We start from the raw sequence: 18,349 nt of genomic DNA, 5'->3' as shown, positions 1-18,349 counted from the left end.
TCAAAATGGAAAAGAAAAAAACGCTTTGGTATTGGATAATTACGGTAGCATTATCCTTCTTTATTTTTTCGGGTGGCTTGGCGCAGGCTCTGCAGGTAGAAGGGGTGGTGAAGGGTTTTAAGCCCCTGGGATATCCTACTTACTTTATTTCGATTATAGGTGTTTGGAAAATGCTGGGTGTAATTGCGATATTGATCCCACGATTTAAATTGCTAAAGGAATGGGCCTATGCAGGTATATTTTTTACAATGACGGGTGCCATAATTTCGCACATAGCCAGTAATGATATCTCTGCCCAAATTGTTGCTCCATTCATGCTGGCTGTTTTTGCTGTTTTATCGTGGTATTTAAGACCTGCGGATAGAAAGATCATTTCGGTTAATTAATAAATTCTAAAAATGGCAGGAAGAGAATGAGAAGACAAAACGGGTATTTGAAATATTTAATTTAACAATGGAGAAATACAAATTAGAAATTACAGGGCATTTGGACATTTTTGTTGCGGATAATGAAGATGAATTTGAAGGTGAAAAAGTGAAATGGCAAAACATATTAATTCACGGTGACCCCGAAGGGCTGAAATCCTTTGCGGAGCTTTTAATAAAAATAGCAGACCTAAATCAAGATGCCGTAAAAGACCTTCCAATTGGAGCGAGAGAACATATTCATTTACGGCCGAATTTGGACATAAGTAAAAGTTCTGTAGAAGTAATTGTAGGTAGAATCGATGCAAAAGGGACAAGTGTTTTTTATGATCGATACATTGAGAAAAATAATGAACATTGACTTTGCTAATTGAAATGTTTTAAAAATCAACATTTTGATCACTGCATTTTTCTTCTATCCGAAAGATTTGCAAAACATAAAGTACAAACAACATGAAAAATAATAAAAAGCAATTGTCGCCAGAACAATATACCGAACTGATCGGCACACTAAAAATACGTTTTGAGAAAAATATGAACCGGCATAAAGGTATAGAGTGGGCCAAAGTGCAGACCAGGCTGGAAGCAAATCCTGAAAAATTATGGATTCTTGATGAAATGGAAATAACCGGTGGTGAACCCGATGTGGTTGACTATGATAAAAAGACCGGCGAATACATATTTTATGATTGCGCGGCCGAAAGTCCTAAAGGTCGGAGAAGTGTTTGTTATGACCATGAAGCCCTGGAGGCCCGCAAAGAACATAAACCAGAAAACAGTGCGGTGCAGATGGCTTATGATATGGGTGTTGAATTATTAACAGAAGAAGAATACCGGACACTGCAGCAGCTTGGACAGTTTGATACCAAAACATCCAGCTGGATAAAAACTCCGGCCGATATCAGGAAATTGGGTGGTGCAGTTTTTTGTGATCGCCGGTATGATACTGTTTTTGTGTACCATAACGGGGCCGAATCTTACTACGCTGCCAGGGGCTTCCGGGGCTCGTTAAAGGTTTGAGTTTCATAAACACATAATTAAAACAATAGCATGAATCCTAAAGTTGATTTTTATTTTAATAAGGCCAAAAAGTGGCAGGAAGAAATGGATCAGTTAAGAATGATCGTATTAGACTGCGGGCTTACGGAAGAATTAAAGTGGGGCTGCCCTTGCTATACCTTTCAGGAAAACAATATCGTTTTAATACATGTGTTTAAAGAGTACTGCGCGCTTTTGTTTTTTAAAGGGGCCTTGTTAAATAATGCGGATGGTCTTTTGATCCAGCAAACGGAAAATGTGCAGGCGGCACGCCAGATGAGGTTTACCAATGTTCTGGAAATTATAGAGCAGAAATCCATTCTGAAGGCCCATGTTTATGAAGCCATAGAAGTGGAAAAAGCCGGTTTAAAGGTAGAACTGAAAAAAACGGAGGAATTCCCCATTCCCGAAGAGTTTCAAAGTAAACTGGCTAAGATCCCTGCCTTGAAAACCGCCTTTGAGGCATTAACGCCGGGACGCCAAAGAGCCTACATCCTCCATTTTTCTCAACCCAAACAATCCAAAACCCGGGAGGCAAGGATCGAAAAATATATGCTGCAAATTCTCAATGGAAAAGGGTTGAATGATTTGTAACTGTTAAATATTATTTCCCCGTTTCTTTTCGCCTTGCATAAACCTCAGCCATATTTTTCGATATGGGGTTTGGTTTGCTCTATAGTCTAGTCTGTATGAAAAGCCACAGATCCGTCAAACCTGTGTAAATAAACCAAACATATATTTTAAACAAATGTTTTAATCAATCGTTTGATTAATTTGTCGAGAAGTTTTATCATTAACTTTTTAGCATTAATCAAATGGCTGAAACCGGATTTAAAAAATGGATCATTACCATTACAGTTATCACAGCATCATTGCTGGAACTGATCGACACCACTATCGTTAACGTTTCTATCCCCCAGATCCAGGGCAACCTGGGTGCCACCATTACCGATGCTGCCTGGGTGGTAACCGGTTACAGTGTGGCCAACGTGATCATCCTGCCCATGTCTGGCTGGCTGGGGAGTTTCTTCGGACGAAAAAATTACTTTTTAGCCTCCATCATTGTATTTACCATAGCTTCCTTTTTATGCGGCAACGCGCAAAGTTTGTCCGAGCTGGTGATGTTCAGGATATTGCAGGGGCTGGCCGGAGCTGGTCTTATTTCTACAGCGCAGGCTATCCTGTTGGAAACCTGGCCGCCTAACCAGGTAGGTACAGCTACCGCCTTATTTGGTTTGGGTGCTATTGTGGGCCCAACCATCGGGCCAACTATAGGTGGTTATATTACCGATCATGCCGCCTGGCGTTGGATATTTTATGTAAATATACCCGTGGGTATCCTGGCAGCGGTGTGCACCTATATGTTTGTGAGGGCTACGCCAAGTGATGGCAAAGGAAAACCCATTGACTGGTGGGGGATAGCTTTACTGGCCATAGCGGTAGGAAGCCTGCAAACCATATTGGAAAAAGGGGAGGATGAAGATTGGTTTGCCACGCCTTACATCACCGTATTAACCGTAACTGCTATTTTTGGTACGTTATTGTTTATTTGGCGCGAGTTGAGTACCGAATACCCCATTATCAATTTTAAGATCATGCGGCACCGGAGTTTCTCGGCCGGTATGGTCACTTCCTTTGTGTTGGGTGTGGGTTTGTATGGTTCCACGTTTGTGTTCCCGGTATTTTGCCAGGGCTTGTTAGGTTTTTCGGCACAGCAAACCGGCGAAATATTATTTCCGGGTGGGATGTTTACCATTATAATGATGCCTTTTGTGGGCATCATGCTCAATAAAGGCGTACCCGCCCAGTTTATGGCCACCATAGGGATGCTATTGTTCTTTGTGTTTTCGGCCATGCTCAGCCACTCTACTTTATCATCCGGTATCGGCGATTTTTTCTGGCCCCTGGCTATACGCGGTGTTGGGTTGTCCCTGCTTTTTGTGCCGCTTACTACAATGGCTATTGGTGGCTTAAAAGGGGCGGAAATTGGGCAGGGTACGGGCTTAAACAATATGATGCGGCAATTGGGCGGTTCATTTGGGATAGCCGGTTTAAATACCATGATCCACATACGGCAGGCGGTACACCGCAATAACCTGCTGGTAAACATTAATAATTACAATCCTTTTTATAACGAGAGGTTTAATGGATATGTACAGGCTTTTGTAGCCAAAGGCAAATCCATTAGCGATGCCACACGCATGGCCTACGGAGCCATAGAAGGCGCGGTACAAAAGCAAAGCACGCTTTTAAGTTATAATGATGCTTATTGGATAGTAGGTATTGTGATGTTATGTGCCATTCCATTGGTTTATTTGGCGCCGTTTGTAAAAGGACAAAAAGCCGTATCCGAGTCGCATTAAGCATTTAATTGTGGCGGTTAATTTGTTGGCTAATGGTTAGCTTTACAACCATTAATGCCAACTATGACGCTAACAGCCGAACTTTCGACAGAAGAAAAAATAAAAGATGCAGCCAGGAGAATTTTCACCAAGAAAGGTTTCCTGGCTACTACCATTAGGGATATTGCCACCGAAGCGGATATCAACGTGGCCTCTATCAATTACTACTTCCGTAGTAAAGAAAACCTGTTTGCCTTTATTATGGACGAAACCATTAAAAAGCTTTTTGATAAGATAGAACCAGTATTGAATAACGAAGATACAGGCATTAATGAAAAAATAGAGATTTGTGTAGGTTACTACATCGATCAGGTACTGGAAAACCCCGACTTTATTTTTTTTATGGTGAGCGAGGTAATGGGTGGTTTAACCAAACTACCCATGATCAATAACATGAGGCTATTGGTTAACTCTCATTTTGCCCAACAACTGCGTGCGTTGAAAACCAACGGCGATATCAATTATCACCCGGTAAACCTGTTTTGGAATATCTCCGGCATGATCATGTCGCCGTTCCTGAGTCGCCCGCACATGCTGCAATCGAATTATTTTACTTCCGATGAGTTTTTTCAGTTGATGCAGGAGCGTAAAAAATTGATCCCGCTTTGGATGAAGCTGATCATCAATGGCTGATGTTATGCACATAGGTATTAATTCTCTACACGTTTTTTTGCGGAAACAATTTACCGGTATTAGCGATGTTAAACATATTGCGGATGGCTGGTGGTCGCAGGTTTTCTCTTTTAAAACAGATGAAGGCTCACGGGTTATCAGAATAAGTAAACATCTTACCGATTTTAGGAAAGATATTTTTGCCTACACCCACTTTAACAGCGCCCAAATACCTGTTCCGGAAATTATAGCTGCCGGGAAATACGATACGCAATTTTTTTACTGTGTTTCCAAATATGTAGATGGCATCCCTTCAGACCAAATTATAGATGCACAAGGATCTAAACCCGATTTACTGTTGACCCAAACCATAGTATGCCAGCTGTCGGCTATTCACCGGCTCAATACCGGTAACCTTAAGGGCTGGGGATATACCAACGAAAACGGGGACGGAATTTTCGGGAGTTGGCAAGAATATCTCCTGGCTATTCACAACGGTAAATACACCATCGCCTGGCAGGAGCTAGCTAAAACCACCTGGCTTAACGGCGAGCTGTTTGCCCGCTTAACAGAGCGTATGCGAACCTATTTTCCGTACCTGCCCAAAGAGAAACACGTATTACATGGCGACTATGGGTACGATAATTTACTGCTGACCGCCGATCATAAAATTGCCGCGGTTATTGACTGGGCAGAAATGCTGCTCGGCGACCCGATGTACGATCTGATCCATATGAATGAACCCTGGGCCGAATCCGCGCAGTTAAATTACATGGATATATGGAAACAGGATATAAAAAATGATCCGAAGGCACTGATCCATTTTGAGCAACGCCTGCAATGCTACACTATTCACTACACTTTATTTCATTTACATATCCACACCATTAGGGGCGAACGGGAGGATTATGAATATATTGAGCATTGGGCAAATCAAAATTTATAATTAGTTAAGCCAAACACGCACAAGTTGATCCTGTTTGGATGAAATTGATCGTCAATGGATAAAATGATGTTTGTATCATTCTGTCACCCAAGTAAACCCCTCATTGTGCTTTTCAATATACCCAAATCCGGGCCAGGGCAAATGATACCCGAAAACGCGTTGTTTAGACAAGGCAAATTTTTCAAGGATCCTTTGGCGGGTACGAACTGCTAAATCAAAATCAATGTCGAAGATGGTACCCCATTCTGGTTTGGCGAACAGCACGATCTCATCATGAAAAATATCGGCCATATGAACAAATTTTTCGTTGCCAGAGGTTATAGTGAACATGCAATGGCCGGGTGTGTGCCCTGGCGTAAGTATAGGCTGCAAAAAATCAAATAGCGGCTCATCAGTATGGAATAGCTGTAGCTTTCCGCTTATCTGCGAGAAGAAAAATTTAACCTCTTGCTGGAGTGACTGAAGTGAAGCTCGTGAATTTTTACTTTTAGAGAAATCAGCGTCATCATCCTGCCAAAAATCAAATTCTTTTTGATGCATATGGATCTTTGCATTTGGAAAAACCAGTTGGCCACTATCGCTCATCAAGCCGTTGAAATGATCGGGGTGAGCATGGCTCAATACAATGTCGGTCAGGTCATCGGGTTTAATCCCTGCTGCGTGTAGATTGCTTACCAATTTGCCTGCACCAGGTCTGGCTTTGTGTCCATTGCCGGCATCAATCATTACTATACGATCTGCTGAAATAATCACCAGGATATTATGAGTGAGCATAAAGTGCGGTGATAAGATATGGTGATTCTCCCTGATTTGTTTCAACTTGGTTTGATGTATATCAGGAGCAAAGCAGCTACTGTCATATTCAACATTGCCATCGGTAATAGCCAATAGGTTAAAGGTTTCAAAATGATAGTTTACAACACCGGGAGCCTGGTTTAATTTTATAGCTCCTGTATCTGGATTATTGATCATATTATTAGTTTTTTTTCATTGGTAAATGTCTCCTGTTTTTGCCAATCCTTTACAAAAGACTATATTTATATACTTAGGCAATAATTTTAGACTAATGGCAAAATCAATAGCCCGGAAGACAAAAGATTTTAATCCTACCAATTGCGCGGTAACCTATTGTATGAACATTATAGGGGGCAAATGGAAACCGGTGATTATACATCTGATCAGGAATGGAACCAACAGGTACAGTTTAATGCAAAAAGCTATCACCGAAATAAGCAAACAAACGCTCACCAACCAATTGCGGGAGCTGGAGGTGGATGGCGTATTGGAAAGAATAGTTTTTGCCGAAGTACCACCCAGGGTGGAATATCAAATAACCCAGCATGGCCAAACTTTATTGCCCATCATTGATGCCATGAAAGCATGGGGGCGTGAGAATATGCCGAAATAGGCATACATTACAGATTAACCCAGGCTGCGTTTTGAAGCCCAGAAAATAACCTGAAACACAGGCGGTACTGGTGGATATGAAACAGGTTGTAAAACAACTTCGTCAGTTAGTTGTAGAAACAACAGTTTCCTGACCATTAAAAACAGGCAATTTCCGTATAATTGCCTGTTTTTTGAAGAATTTTAGTATTTATGAAGTTAAAGAGCAGCGCAGTTATTACGGGTATTGGTGGTTATGTTCCAGATAGTATCCTGAGTAACAGTGATTTAGAAAAAATGGTTGATACTAACAGCGAATGGATAGTATCAAGAACCGGGATAAAGGAACGAAGAATTTTAACCGATAAAACGCTCGCTACTTCTGATATGGCCACCTGGGCCATCAAAAATTTATTAGATAGTACTAAAGTTTCTGCCGATGAAATTGACTGTGTGATCATCGCCACATCAACTCCCGATCATTTGCTGTTATCAACCGCCAGTATTGTTTGTGATAAAGTAGGTATGACCAACGCCTGGGCAACGGATGTTAACGCGGCCTGTAGCGGATTTTTATATGCTTACACCCTCGGATCAAGCTTGGTTGAAGGTGGCCGTTATAAAAAAGTGATCGTGGTAGGTGCCGATCAAAACAGCGCTATCATCAATTATAAAGACAGGAATACCTGTATACTTTTTGGCGATGGTGCAGGAGCAGTTTTAATTGAACCCACTACTGATGGCACCGGCCTAATTGACAGTGTTTTTAAAACCGAAGGTAAAGGCCGGGAGCATTTACTGGTACCGGGCGGGGGCTCCAAAGTTCCGGCAACGGCGGAAAGTGTTGCTGCCAACAAACATTTTATACACCAGGATGGCCGGGTAGTTTTTAAAGCTGCTATTAACGGTATGACCGATACTTGTAAAGCGGTGCTGGAGCGTAACCATATGACCATTAATGATATCAATTGGTTGATACCACATCAGGCCAATTACCGGATCATACATGCCGTTGGTGACCATTTAGGTTTACCAGCCGATCGTGTAAAGGTGAATATTGAAAGATACGGAAACACAACTGCTGCTACTATACCACTTTGTCTTTGGGATTTTAAAAATGATTTTAAACATAACGACAACATGATACTAACCGCCTTCGGGGCCGGTTTTTCATGGGGCGCCACCCTGCTAAAATGGGGTAAGCTGAGAACTGCGTAAAACGCCTCCGTTAAATACCCCGCTTATGTAGTGCTTCCACACAGGCTATAAAATTACTATTAAACGCGTCATTGCTGTAAGGTATGAAGCAAAAGCCTCTCTCAACCCTCCCCGGAAGGGGGGGCTCTAAAACATTTTCCAAAAGTCTCCCCTACCGGGGGAGATTTAGAGGGCGCTTTTGTTGTTTTAGTCTTTAATGCAGTCCCTTACGTTTGAGTAAGCCGCCCGTAGTATCATCAATACTTTGCTGCACAATAAAAGCCTTAGGATCGATACCCAAAATGGTTTGTTTAAGCGAGGGAATCTCGAGGCGGGTGGCTACTGTAAAAACGATATCCCGTGCATCATTGATGTACCCATCTTTACCATAACCGCTTTTGCCCTGGTAAATGGTAACGCCACGACCCAGGGTTTCGGTAATGGCCTTACGGATAGCTTCGCTATGGGTAGATATCACGGTAATGCCCGAGTATTGCTCAATACCATTCAAAATAAAATCGATCATTTTGGCAGCAGCCATGTAGGTGAGTATAGAATACATAGCGGGTTCCACACCTAAGAAAAAGGCGGCCATACTAAATATCAATACATTGAGCAACAGAATAAAATCGCTCACTTTGAGTAGTTGCGTTTTCTTGCTCACTAGTACGGCAGCAATTTCGGTACCATCAAGTACAGCTCCTCCACGCATAGCCAAACCACTGCCAGTGCCTATAAAAACACCGCCAAAAACAGCAGTAAGTAACTTATCGTGTGTAACATCCGGAAACTGCACAATGGCGACAACTATGGAAAGTAAACCAATGGCGAGTGTGCTTTTGATAGCAAACTGCAAGCCCAGCTTTTTATAGCCTAACCACAAAAACGGTACATTGATAATAAAGATAAGGAGTGAGATAGAGACGTGTGAGATGTCAGATATCAACATGGCTATACCGGTAGCTCCTCCATCAATAAAATGACTCGATAATAAAAAGCCTTTTAAGCCAAATCCGGCAGATAATATTCCAAGTCCGATCGTTATTGCATCTTTTACTGTCTTTATAGCGTCCATGGCCAAATATAGCCGTTTGAGGCTAAAGGGAGGCATATTTGCGGGAACAGATTTCGGATTTCGGATGTTCGATTTCGGAATTGACAAACAAGTGATAAAAAAGCGAAGCTTTCCTAAAGCATATTTCGGATTCGAATATCCGAAATCCGAAATAATTTTAACTACTTCACCACCACTTGCGCGGTGTTCCTGCTTACTTGTTCCAGTAATACAGTTTTTCCTTGGGTTAGTTCCTTCAGCGCGTTTTCTGCATGATGCCTGATGGTGATGAGCGTTAAGCCGGTATTGTATTTTACCTTAAAATTCTGCTGCAAACTGTTGAGCAGCTTTTCAAAGCGCTCTTCATAAAAGTCAAAACAAACAGAAAAGCTCAGTGCCGATGTTTGCATTACATTTACTTTGACCTGATTTTGGGCAAACAGACCAAAAATATCGCTCAGGTGATCTTCGGTAACGAAGGAATAATCTTTAGATGATACCGACAGCAGTACCTGGTTTTGTTTCAAGATGATGACCGGTTTTACAAATGTATTTACACCATCTTCCTTAATAACAGTGCCTGGTGCCGAAGGATCGGTAAAGGGTTTAACCAGCAGGGGGATATGTGCGTTTTGCAGCGGTTTGATAGTTTTTGGGTGGATAACGCTTGCCCCGTAATAAGTCATTTCGATAGCTTCGGAATAGGAAAGCTCATCAAACTTTACAGTATCGGTAAAAAACTTAGGATCGGCGTTCAGGATGCCCGGTACATCTTTCCAGGTGGTTACCGATTGGGCATTGAGGCAAGCCGCAAAAATGGATGCGGTGTAGTCAGATCCTTCACGTCCCAGCGTGGTGGTGAAATTTTCGGATGTGCCGCCTAGAAATCCCTGGGTTACTACGATACCTTTATCCAGTAAGGCAGGGATATCCCGGGTAATACTTTCGCAGGTTTTGTCCCATTGCACAACACCTTCACGGTAAGTGTTATCGGTATGGATATAACCACGCACATCCAGCCACTGATTTTTTAAATCTTCTTTATTTAAATAAGCGCTAATGATGCGGGTTGATACCAGTTCACCGATAGATACCAGCTGGTCATAAATGAAATCGTAATCATCCTGTGGCTCATCCTCAATCATCCAGTCAATTTCCACAAAGGTGTTCGCTATCTCGTCAAATACGGAGTGCTTGGGTTCAAACAGCTCGTGCAGGATATCAAAATGATATTGTTTAATGCCCTCGTAAATGAGGTGCATATTGTCTGACTGATCAACATAAGCACGGGTAAGGCTTTCCAGTGCGTTGGTGGTTTTGCCCATGGCCGATACCACTATAAGTAACTGATTTCCTGTGTATTTTTTAACAACGCTGGCCAGGTTAATAATGCCACCGGCATCCTTAACAGACGCACCTCCGAATTTAAAAACAAGCATTTATTTGATGTATTTGGACACAACCGAACCCGGTCGTAATAATGATTTAATGGATGAATAGGGGATGATGAGGGTTGTTGTACCAGCCGCGTAAGGTTTGATCTCGTAGGAATTGTAAAAGAATTTTAATCCGACAGGGCTGATCAGGAAGTTATCATTCAGCGCGAATTTATTATCCTTGAAAAAATAATCATTGGCCAGCGAAGCGGTAGGGCTCAGTTTTTCGTCTTTTCTGAAAATGCCTTCGGCAATAAGCCTTAGCTTATCTTCATAACCAGCTGCGAAAATATCATCCAGCGAAAGGTCTTTATTAGCTTTAGTATCCCAATTGATAAAGAATGTAGCAGCCGCGCCGTGCGCGCCGCCCTGATAAGTGTCGCCTCCAACCTCCAATGTTGTTAAACTTGAATCCTGGATTATCACCTTGGCATAGCTGCTCAGCTTATAATACATAGCTAGTTTGGGCTCTGTTTTCTTCAAATCATTGTACGATTTAAAGAAAGCCTTATTCATGAGCTCGATGGTGCTATCAGGGTGGCCATCCATGGCAAACAGGTTTCTTATCTTTCGGGTAATTGAGTCATTTAGCTTTTTCTGACCGGTAAAAACAGGATATTTGATAGTTATAACCGCACAAGCGCTATCGGGTTTGTTGCCGCAATCTGCCGCCCGTTCATGTATATTTTTAAAGGTATAGGAAAGGGTGTCAATACTGGTAGTATCCTTTTGCTTTGCCGGAACACCCCACTGGCATGATCCGAAAGCGAAACTAACGGCGATAAAACAAAACAGGTAGCTGGTTTTCATGGCTTAATAGTTTAAAAACTGTTCTTTTGACAACGAGGCATTAAGCCACCCGGCTTCCATACTGGCCTCGTATTTTTTATAAAAATTGATAGCGGGTTCGTTCCAGTCGAGCACCTGCCATACCATACCGCTAAAGCCTAATTCTTTAGCTTCGGCAATCAGCACGTTAAACAACAATTTACCAACACCTTTACCGCGGTATTGTTCTGTAACTATCAGATCTTCCAGGTACAGGCGACAGCCTTTCCAGGTAGAGTAGCGTACATAATAAACCGCGAAGCCAACTATTTGCCCTTCCGCTTCGGCAACAAAGGCTTTCCATATTGGTTTAGGGCCAAAGCCGGCATCCTCAAACTCCTGTAAGCTCACGGTCACTTCTTCGGGCGCTTTTTCAAAAAGGGCCAGTTCATGTACCAGCTCCATTAAACGTGGGCAATCTTCGCGTTGGGCAACTCTTATATTTATGCTCATTTTTTTATTGTCATTAATCATTCGCTGTGGGTCATTAAGTCATTGGAATTTAAATCCGATATCGAATATCCGATATCCGAAATCAAAAATCAATTATTTTTCCAGTGTTTAATAACGCGGTTGCCAAAAATAGTGCTGCCTACCCGTACCATGTTGCTGCCCTGTTCAATGGCCAGTTTATAGTCAGACGACATACCCATCGACAGCGTATCAAAAGTATCTATCTTGCGGAAATAGCTTTGCTTAATACCATCAAAAAATGTCTTCAGCTCGTAATATTCATCCCTGATTTGTTTTTCGTTATCAGTATTGGTGGCAATACCCATCAGTCCGCGAATGTGTACATTGTTTAAGGTTGCAAATTCATCTGAACGCAGTAGTTCAATGGCTTCGTCAAAACCCAATCCGTATTTGGTTTCTTCGTCGGCAATATATATTTGCAGCAGGCAATCTATGATACGGCCTGTTTTTTCGGCATGTTTGTTAATTTCATGCAGCAGTTTCAGGCTATCGACAGATTGTATCATGCTCACAAAAGGGGCAATATATTTAACCTTGTTAGTTTGCAGGTGCCCTATCAGGTGCCATTCAATGTCTTTAGGTAGTTGTTCATATTTCTCTACCATTTCCTGCACGGTGTTTTCGCCAAACAGGCGCTGACCGGCGTCATAGGCCTCCTGCAGGTCTGCGGCAGGTTTAGTTTTCGACACCGCCAATAAAGTTACCCCTGACCCCGTTTCTTTTTTTAAGCTTTTGATGTTATCTGCAATGCTCATTTATCCGTAAATTTGCTTAATTAATTAGCCGCTAAATTACAGAATGCATAAATATTTAACCTTGTTTTTTTCAGTATCACTATTTTTATGTGCCTGTAAAAACAATAAAGTCCCTGCTGGACTCATAAAACCCGATGCCATGGCCGGCTTACTAACCGAAATTCACATCATCGACGGACGCTTATATACCGGTTTACAAACTCCCGATAGCTTGTATAAATACGGTATGGGTAATTACCTGGCCGCTTTTGAACGGTTCCATACCGATTCTGGCACGTTTAAAAAGAGCCTGAATTACTATGCCAAATACCCGGATAAGTTGACGGATATATATGATAAGGTTGATGACCGGATTAAAGCCCTGGCCGATTCGGTTAACAAGATATCGGCCCAAAAACGCAAGGACGATTTAAAAGCCGATTCTATTAAAATGGCCCACAAGGCCGATTCTATTAAAAAAGCTGCGCAAAAGCCTGCAAAGGCCATCAACAAGGCTGATTCTCTAAAAAAGTTAAAACAAAAACATCCTGATGCTTTACCCAAAAAATAGTGTTGATAAGCTGGGGTTTACCGAGGTAAAAGAATTAATAAAAGCACATTGCCTGAGCGAAATGGGTCAACAAATGGTTGACAAGATACAGGTGATGAGTAATTACGATCTGATATACAAGTTCCTGAACCAGGCCAACGAGTTTAAGAATATCCTGGTTAATGATGCTGCCTTACCCATTCATCACTTTTTCGATATAAAAACCTTAGCCAATAAAGCCCGTATCGAGGGTGTATTTTTATCTGAGGAAGAATTTTACCAGGTGCAGGCCTCCCTGCAAACTGTATTCGCGGTGATCGCTTATTTCAGCGAACGTGAAGGGCTATATCCCAATCTTGAAGCTTTATTTGAACACCTGCCTATTGAAAAGGCTATCCTCAAAAAGATAGATGCCGTTATTGATGCCAAGGGCAAGATGAGGCCCAACGCCTCGCGCGAGCTGAATGAAATTACCATGGGTATTGCCAAAGCCGAGCAGGAAGCCCGCAAAAAGATAGACCAGATATTTAAAGCGGCATCCGGCAGCGGTTGGACAGCTGATGGCTCCCTCACGGTGCGTGATGGGCGCTTGTGTATCCCGTTACTGGCCGAAAATAAGCGCAAGCTCAAAGGCTTTATTCATGATGAATCCGCATCGGGTCAAACCGTTTATATGGAGCCCGAGGAGGTATTTACCTTAAATAACCGTGTACGCGACCTTGAATTTGAACGCCGCCGCGAGGTAGTTAAAATACTGACCGCCCTTACGGATGAATTGCGGCCTTATACGCCGCTTTTGCTATCGTACCACAGCTTATTAACCAAGCTTGATTTTGTACGCGCCAAGGCTCTGTTTGCCATTGATATAGAGGCTGAAATGCCACAGGTAGTTAACGAAGCCCGTTTAAAACTATACAATGCACGTCATCCGCTGTTGTTCCTGAATTTTAAGGCCGAACAAAAAACCGTGGTTCCACTTAATGTACATATTGATGAAGGTACTCGCATCATTGTGGTATCGGGGCCAAATGCCGGCGGTAAGTCGGTTTGTATGAAAACCGTAGGCTTGCTGCAAATGATGGTGCAGGCCGGTTTGCTGATCCCTGCTGCCGAAGCGAGTGTGGTTGGGGTGTTTAAGCAGCTTTTTGTTGATATTGGCGATGACCAGTCGATCGAGAGTGACTTGAGTACCTACAGCGCGCATTTATCCAAAATGAAAACTTTTGTGGAGGACGCCAACGGAAAAACGCTGATCCTGATTGATGAGTTTGGTACAGGAACCGATCCTCAGTTTGGCGGCCCTATTGCCGAGGCTGTGCTGGAGTCGTTGAACCAAAAAAAGGTGAGGGGTATGGTCACCACACACTACTCCAACCTAAAAATATTTGCCAGTAATACCGAGGGAATCGAAAATGCTTCGATGCTGTTTAACAACGTGGAGATGAAACCGCTTTACCAATTGGAAATTGGTAAGCCCGGCAGTTCTTACGCGTTTGAGATTGCTCAAAAAATAGGTTTACCCGTTAATGTGCTCAACCTGGCCAAAAATAAAATAAGCGAAGGGCAGAAAAAAGTAGATACGCTCCTGGTTGACCTGGAACGCGAAAAACGCGAGATATTTGAAACCAAACAAAAGCTGGACAAGCAGCAGCGCCGGGTAAACGAGCTGCAAACAGAAAATGAAAAGCTGAAAAGCTACCTGGATGAAAATAAAAAAGTGCTGATCAAAGAGGCTAAAGATCAGGCGAAAAATATCATCCTGAATGCCAATAAGCTGGTAGAGAATACCATATCCGAAATAAAAAGCAGTAATGCCGATAAAGAAGTTACTCGTAATCTGCGCGAAAACCTAAACATCGAACTTAAAAAGAATACCGTTAAGGTTGAACCAGTAAAACCCAGCCCTACAGCTGACGAGGAGTTAAAACCCGGCGATTGGGTAAAACTAACTGACTCGGAAACTACCGGGCAGGTGATCGAGCTGATCAAGGACAATGTAGTAATTGCTATTGGCGACCTGCGCACCGTGGCCAAAAGGAAACGGGTGATCAAAGTTTCTAAATCGTCGGTGCCGAAAGATATCCGCAGGAACTTTAACTCGCATACCAATGATCTGGCCAGTTTTAGTCCGGAGATTGACGTGCGTGGTATGCGCACCGAAGATGCCCTGCATGCTATTGAAAAACTGTTTGACCGTGCCCTGATGATGGGCTTCAATAACCTCAAGATCATCCACGGCAAGGGCGATGGTATCCTGCGTAAAATGATCAGGCAATACCTTAAAAAATACGACCAGGTTGACCGTTTGGAAGATGAACACGCTGACCGGGGTGGAGATGGTATAACATATGCATATTTAAAGTAAATTAGCTGTTTGGATCAAGAATTAGGGGACTATGGGACTTTGAGATTATGGGACTATTGGATTAGGGATTAAAACCCAAATCTTTTATTCAATTATCTTTGCTCTCTGGTCTCAAAGTCCCCTAATCCAATAGTCCCATAATCTAAAAATCACATAGTCCAAAAAAGATGGCATTAAAAAGTATCACTCCTATGTTATATACGCTTCGTGTTAAGGAAAGCGTTGATTTTTATGTTAGTAATCTGGGTTTTACCTGCGTTGGTTTTGATGAGGACTGGGGCTGGGCAACCGTGAACAGGGATGATATTGAAATCATGATAGCACTCCCCAATGAGCACGAAACTTTTACTGTGCCTAAATTCACAGGCTCGTTTTACATCCGCACCAATAATGTAGACGAGATTTGGAACGAGTTGAAGGAAAAAGCCGTGATCTGCTATCCCATAGAAAATTTTAGCTATGGTATGCGGGAGTTCGCGGTTTTTGATAACAATGCCTATATATTGCAGTTCGGTACCCCTTTGGACTGATGCTGTGGTCATTGATGAATTGACGTTTAGCTAATGATATTTATACCCCAAAAACATGGTTTACACTTTTTGGGGGAATTAAGATGTAAGTATTTAATTATCATGTATTTATATGAATGTTAACCATGAAAAGTGTAAACCATGTAAACCATCTTTTTGTTAATTGAGTCAACCCATGTGTAAGATCTGCTCTGTAATTCTGTTCTTCATTTTTGCTGCCGGTTTAAGCTGCTCTAATGCTCAAATCGCGGTATTTAAAAGTAAAGATTCACATATCCGTTATACCGGTCGTATCAACATGACCGACGAGGCTGCAGAGCTTTACTGGACTGGCTCATCGGTTAAAATTAACTTTACAGGTACCGGCGCATCGGCTTTGCTACAGGATGAACGCGGCGAAAACTATTTTACCGTAATTGTTGATGGTAAGGTGATCAACACCATCCACCTGGATAATACTAAAAGAATTTATACACTTGCCGAAGGTTTACCAGCAGGTTCGCACAGCCTGGAATTATTTAAACGTACAGAGTGGGAAATGGGCAAAACCATTTTTTGCCAATTTATATTGGCTAAAGAGGCTACAGTTTTACCTGCGCCATCCGCTAAAAAACGGCACATAGAGTTTTTTGGCAATTCCATTACCTGCGGTTACGCGGTTGAGGATACCACCGGGAAGGACAGGGGCACAGCTCCTTATGAAAATGGCTATATCAGCTATGCTGCTATTACCGCCCGCCACTTTGATGCAGATTATGTGTGTACCTCCAAAAGTGGCATCGGTGTTCTGGTAAGCTGGTTCCCGCTTATCATGCCCGAAATGTATAACCGGCTCGATCCTACGGATCCGACCAGTTTGTGGAGTTTTTCGAAATATACGCCGGAGTTGGTGGTTATCAATCTGTTTCAGAACGACTCCTGGATAGTTCAGCAGCCCAACAACCAGCAGTTTAAAGAACGTTTTGGTACCAAAGCTCCCGAACCCGAGCAAATCATCAAAGCCTACCGGGAGTTTGTGAAAAATATTCGAAAAAAATACCCCAAGACGCAGATTATTTGCGCCCTGGGCAGTATGGATGCTACCAAAGCTGGTTCGCCATGGCCGGGTTATATCGAAAAGGCGGTAGCCTCACTGAACGATAAAGCTATCTATACGCATTTTTTCCCTTTCAAAAATACCCCGGGACATCCCAGTGCCAAAGAACAGCAGGCCATGGCCGATGATCTGATCGGCTTTATTGATAAGCAGGTGAAGTGGTAAAATACGATTAACAGGATTGGGATTTAAAACTATGCCATTGCGAGTTGGAGCCCCACCCAACCCTCCCCGGAGGGGAGGGCTTTTAAATATTTTCCAAAAGTCTCCCCTTCCGGGGGAGATTTAGAGGGGGCCTATTGCCGCGTTATCGCTCGCAATGGCATGTTCGTTTTGTGGCCTAAAAATTATCTTAATTCTTACCTCTTATATCCTTACTCTCGACTCTTATATCTAAATTTGACCAACCAATTATTGAACATGAATAAAGTAGTTAGTGGTGCCGATGAGGCCATCCGCGATATTCAGGATGGCATGACTTTAATGCTGGGTGGCTTTGGCCTTTGCGGGCTGCCCGAAAATTGTATAACCGCACTGGTGAAACAGGGACGGAAAGAATTAACCTGTATCTCCAACAATGCCGGGGTTGATGATTTTGGTATCGGACTGATGTTGAAACAGCGCCAGGTAAAAAAAATGATCTCTTCCTACGTTGGCGAAAATGCTGAATTTGAACGTCAATTACTCAGCGGCGAGCTGGAAGTAGAGCTGTTGCCCCAGGGCACGCTGGCTACCCGCTGTATGGCTGCCGGTTATGGTATGCCAGCCATTTTTACCCCAGCCGGTGTAGGCACTGAGGTGGCTGAGGGTAAGGAAACCCGCAATTTTGATGGTAAGGATTACCTGATGGAAATGGCCTTTGATGCTGATTTTGCCATTGTAAAAGCCTGGAAGGGGGATACCATGGGCAACCTCGTATACCGGTCGACCGCGCGTAACTTTAACCCTGTTATGGCTATGGCCGGCAAAATAACCATTGCCGAGGTAGAAGAGTTAGTACAACCCGGCGAACTTGATCCCGATCATGTACACACTCCCGGTATATATGTACACCGTATTTTTCAGGGGAAAGATTATGAGAAAAGGATAGAGCAAAGGACGGTGAGGGCGAAGGAATAAGGATAAAGGGAGTAAGAATGGGAAGGAGCAAGGATAGAAGGAGTAAAGAACAAAGAACCTGAACTAAAACCGCGCGTCATTGCGAGGAACGAAGCAGGAGCGAATTATACACCCATTTGTCATCCTGAGGAACGAAGGATCTATTCGGCGATTAGAT

The 18,349-nt window shown here is 42.8% G+C and carries 20 protein-coding genes; 14 read left to right on the top strand and 6 right to left on the bottom strand.

What is annotated here, in order from left to right; genetic code table 11:
* The first annotated feature begins 5 nt into the window (after window positions 1-5).
* From BW976_RS09005 to BW976_RS08975, 7 genes are all read left to right on the top strand, one after another.
* Window positions 6-386, top strand: coding sequence for a DoxX family protein (locus BW976_RS09005; RefSeq protein WP_076372587.1), 381 nt, complete (start codon window positions 6-8; stop codon window positions 384-386).
* Window positions 387-453: 67 nt separating this feature from the next.
* A complete protein-coding gene (locus BW976_RS09000) occupies window positions 454-786 on the top strand; it encodes an Imm32 family immunity protein (protein WP_076372585.1) in 333 nt (110 codons plus the stop codon).
* A 92-nt stretch (window positions 787-878) separates the two neighbouring features.
* Complete coding sequence (locus BW976_RS08995) at window positions 879-1,445, top strand: DUF4256 domain-containing protein (RefSeq protein ID WP_076372583.1); 567 nt, start codon at window positions 879-881, stop codon at window positions 1,443-1,445.
* A 30-nt stretch (window positions 1,446-1,475) separates the two neighbouring features.
* Window positions 1,476-2,057 (top strand): YdeI/OmpD-associated family protein, encoded by a 582-nt coding sequence (locus BW976_RS08990; protein WP_076372581.1) that lies wholly within the window; start codon window positions 1,476-1,478, stop codon window positions 2,055-2,057.
* A gap of 221 nt (window positions 2,058-2,278) precedes the next feature.
* Window positions 2,279-3,826: a DHA2 family efflux MFS transporter permease subunit gene (locus tag BW976_RS08985; protein WP_076372579.1), complete on the top strand. Its 1,548-nt coding sequence runs from the start codon at window positions 2,279-2,281 to the stop codon at window positions 3,824-3,826.
* A gap of 63 nt (window positions 3,827-3,889) precedes the next feature.
* A complete protein-coding gene (locus BW976_RS08980; RefSeq protein ID WP_175614081.1) occupies window positions 3,890-4,498 on the top strand; it encodes a TetR/AcrR family transcriptional regulator in 609 nt (202 codons plus the stop codon).
* A gap of 37 nt (window positions 4,499-4,535) precedes the next feature.
* Window positions 4,536-5,423, top strand: a complete 888-nt coding sequence (locus tag BW976_RS08975; RefSeq protein WP_175614080.1) for a phosphotransferase family protein — start codon at window positions 4,536-4,538, stop codon at window positions 5,421-5,423.
* A 75-nt stretch (window positions 5,424-5,498) separates the two neighbouring features.
* Here the strand turns inward: BW976_RS08975 and BW976_RS08970 are convergent, their stop codons facing one another.
* Window positions 5,499-6,395 carry an MBL fold metallo-hydrolase gene (locus BW976_RS08970; RefSeq protein WP_076372573.1) on the bottom strand — a complete coding sequence of 299 codons (897 nt, stop codon included), beginning with the start codon at window positions 6,393-6,395 and terminating at the stop codon, window positions 5,499-5,501.
* Between the two features lie 94 nt (window positions 6,396-6,489).
* Here BW976_RS08970 and BW976_RS08965 point away from each other — a divergent pair, with 94 nt between their 5' ends.
* Window positions 6,490-6,831 (top strand): winged helix-turn-helix transcriptional regulator, encoded by a 342-nt coding sequence (locus BW976_RS08965; protein ID WP_076372571.1) that lies wholly within the window; start codon window positions 6,490-6,492, stop codon window positions 6,829-6,831.
* A 191-nt stretch (window positions 6,832-7,022) separates the two neighbouring features.
* Window positions 7,023-8,027 (top strand): beta-ketoacyl-ACP synthase III, encoded by a 1,005-nt coding sequence (locus BW976_RS08960; protein WP_076372569.1) that lies wholly within the window; start codon window positions 7,023-7,025, stop codon window positions 8,025-8,027.
* Window positions 8,028-8,220: 193 nt separating this feature from the next.
* Here BW976_RS08960 and BW976_RS08955 read toward each other — a convergent pair whose 3' ends face one another.
* From BW976_RS08955 to BW976_RS08935, 5 genes are all read right to left on the bottom strand, one after another.
* Window positions 8,221-9,081 (bottom strand): YitT family protein, encoded by an 861-nt coding sequence (locus BW976_RS08955; protein WP_076372567.1) that lies wholly within the window; start codon window positions 9,079-9,081, stop codon window positions 8,221-8,223.
* A 161-nt stretch (window positions 9,082-9,242) separates the two neighbouring features.
* A complete protein-coding gene (locus tag BW976_RS08950; protein ID WP_076372565.1) occupies window positions 9,243-10,499 on the bottom strand; it encodes an aspartate kinase in 1,257 nt (418 codons plus the stop codon).
* The gene (locus BW976_RS08945) at window positions 10,500-11,306 is read right to left on the bottom strand and encodes a DUF3298 and DUF4163 domain-containing protein (RefSeq protein ID WP_076372563.1); all 807 of its coding nucleotides are present in this window, start codon (window positions 11,304-11,306) and stop codon (window positions 10,500-10,502) included.
* 3 nt (window positions 11,307-11,309) lie between these two features.
* The gene (locus BW976_RS08940) at window positions 11,310-11,777 is read right to left on the bottom strand and encodes a GNAT family N-acetyltransferase (protein WP_076372828.1); all 468 of its coding nucleotides are present in this window, start codon (window positions 11,775-11,777) and stop codon (window positions 11,310-11,312) included.
* 89 nt (window positions 11,778-11,866) lie between these two features.
* Window positions 11,867-12,553: a YggS family pyridoxal phosphate-dependent enzyme gene (locus BW976_RS08935; RefSeq protein ID WP_076372561.1), complete on the bottom strand. Its 687-nt coding sequence runs from the start codon at window positions 12,551-12,553 to the stop codon at window positions 11,867-11,869.
* A 43-nt stretch (window positions 12,554-12,596) separates the two neighbouring features.
* Here BW976_RS08935 and BW976_RS08930 point away from each other — a divergent pair, with 43 nt between their 5' ends.
* The 5 genes from BW976_RS08930 to BW976_RS08910 all read left to right on the top strand — a co-directional run bounded on the left by BW976_RS08930 (window position 12,597) and on the right by BW976_RS08910 (window position 18,192).
* Window positions 12,597-13,103 carry a DUF4296 domain-containing protein gene (locus BW976_RS08930; RefSeq protein WP_076372559.1) on the top strand — a complete coding sequence of 169 codons (507 nt, stop codon included), beginning with the start codon at window positions 12,597-12,599 and terminating at the stop codon, window positions 13,101-13,103.
* A complete protein-coding gene (locus tag BW976_RS08925) occupies window positions 13,084-15,447 on the top strand; it encodes an endonuclease MutS2 (protein WP_076372557.1) in 2,364 nt (787 codons plus the stop codon). Before BW976_RS08930 ends, BW976_RS08925 begins: the two co-directional genes overlap by 20 nt.
* A 167-nt stretch (window positions 15,448-15,614) precedes the next feature.
* Window positions 15,615-15,977 carry a VOC family protein gene (locus BW976_RS08920; protein WP_076372555.1) on the top strand — a complete coding sequence of 121 codons (363 nt, stop codon included), beginning with the start codon at window positions 15,615-15,617 and terminating at the stop codon, window positions 15,975-15,977.
* A gap of 175 nt (window positions 15,978-16,152) precedes the next feature.
* On the top strand, window positions 16,153-17,238 hold the full coding sequence (locus BW976_RS08915) for an SGNH/GDSL hydrolase family protein (RefSeq protein WP_076372553.1): 1,086 nt from the start codon (window positions 16,153-16,155) through the stop codon (window positions 17,236-17,238).
* 255 nt (window positions 17,239-17,493) lie between these two features.
* Window positions 17,494-18,192 carry a CoA transferase subunit A gene (locus BW976_RS08910; RefSeq protein ID WP_076372551.1) on the top strand — a complete coding sequence of 233 codons (699 nt, stop codon included), beginning with the start codon at window positions 17,494-17,496 and terminating at the stop codon, window positions 18,190-18,192.
* The last annotated feature ends 157 nt before the right edge of the window (window positions 18,193-18,349 follow it).

It is taken from the genome of Mucilaginibacter lappiensis (genome assembly GCF_900155965.1).
GTDB classification, from domain to species: domain Bacteria; phylum Bacteroidota; class Bacteroidia; order Sphingobacteriales; family Sphingobacteriaceae; genus Mucilaginibacter; species Mucilaginibacter lappiensis.
The sequence above is the reverse complement of the archived record's forward strand: the minus strand, read 5'-3'. Positions and strand labels throughout refer to the sequence as shown.

Coding starts and splice junctions, on each gene's coding strand:
- BW976_RS09005 (WP_076372587.1), top strand. CDS start 6: ATGGAAAAGAAAAAAACGCTTTGGTATTGGATAATTACGGTAGCATTA.
- BW976_RS08910 (WP_076372551.1), top strand. CDS start 17,494: ATGAATAAAGTAGTTAGTGGTGCCGATGAGGCCATCCGCGATATTCAG.
- BW976_RS08950 (WP_076372565.1), bottom strand. CDS start 10,499: ATGCTTGTTTTTAAATTCGGAGGTGCGTCTGTTAAGGATGCCGGTGGC.
- BW976_RS08930 (WP_076372559.1), top strand. CDS start 12,597: ATGCATAAATATTTAACCTTGTTTTTTTCAGTATCACTATTTTTATGT.
- BW976_RS08925 (WP_076372557.1), top strand. CDS start 13,084: ATGCTTTACCCAAAAAATAGTGTTGATAAGCTGGGGTTTACCGAGGTA.
- BW976_RS08960 (WP_076372569.1), top strand. CDS start 7,023: ATGAAGTTAAAGAGCAGCGCAGTTATTACGGGTATTGGTGGTTATGTT.
- BW976_RS08955 (WP_076372567.1), bottom strand. CDS start 9,081: ATGGACGCTATAAAGACAGTAAAAGATGCAATAACGATCGGACTTGGA.
- BW976_RS08920 (WP_076372555.1), top strand. CDS start 15,615: ATGGCATTAAAAAGTATCACTCCTATGTTATATACGCTTCGTGTTAAG.
- BW976_RS08995 (WP_076372583.1), top strand. CDS start 879: ATGAAAAATAATAAAAAGCAATTGTCGCCAGAACAATATACCGAACTG.
- BW976_RS08945 (WP_076372563.1), bottom strand. CDS start 11,306: ATGAAAACCAGCTACCTGTTTTGTTTTATCGCCGTTAGTTTCGCTTTC.
- BW976_RS08985 (WP_076372579.1), top strand. CDS start 2,279: ATGGCTGAAACCGGATTTAAAAAATGGATCATTACCATTACAGTTATC.
- BW976_RS08940 (WP_076372828.1), bottom strand. CDS start 11,777: ATGAGCATAAATATAAGAGTTGCCCAACGCGAAGATTGCCCACGTTTA.
- BW976_RS08935 (WP_076372561.1), bottom strand. CDS start 12,553: ATGAGCATTGCAGATAACATCAAAAGCTTAAAAAAAGAAACGGGGTCA.
- BW976_RS08980 (WP_175614081.1), top strand. CDS start 3,890: ATGACGCTAACAGCCGAACTTTCGACAGAAGAAAAAATAAAAGATGCA.
- BW976_RS08965 (WP_076372571.1), top strand. CDS start 6,490: ATGGCAAAATCAATAGCCCGGAAGACAAAAGATTTTAATCCTACCAAT.
- BW976_RS08915 (WP_076372553.1), top strand. CDS start 16,153: ATGTGTAAGATCTGCTCTGTAATTCTGTTCTTCATTTTTGCTGCCGGT.
- BW976_RS08970 (WP_076372573.1), bottom strand. CDS start 6,395: ATGATCAATAATCCAGATACAGGAGCTATAAAATTAAACCAGGCTCCC.
- BW976_RS08990 (WP_076372581.1), top strand. CDS start 1,476: ATGAATCCTAAAGTTGATTTTTATTTTAATAAGGCCAAAAAGTGGCAG.
- BW976_RS09000 (WP_076372585.1), top strand. CDS start 454: ATGGAGAAATACAAATTAGAAATTACAGGGCATTTGGACATTTTTGTT.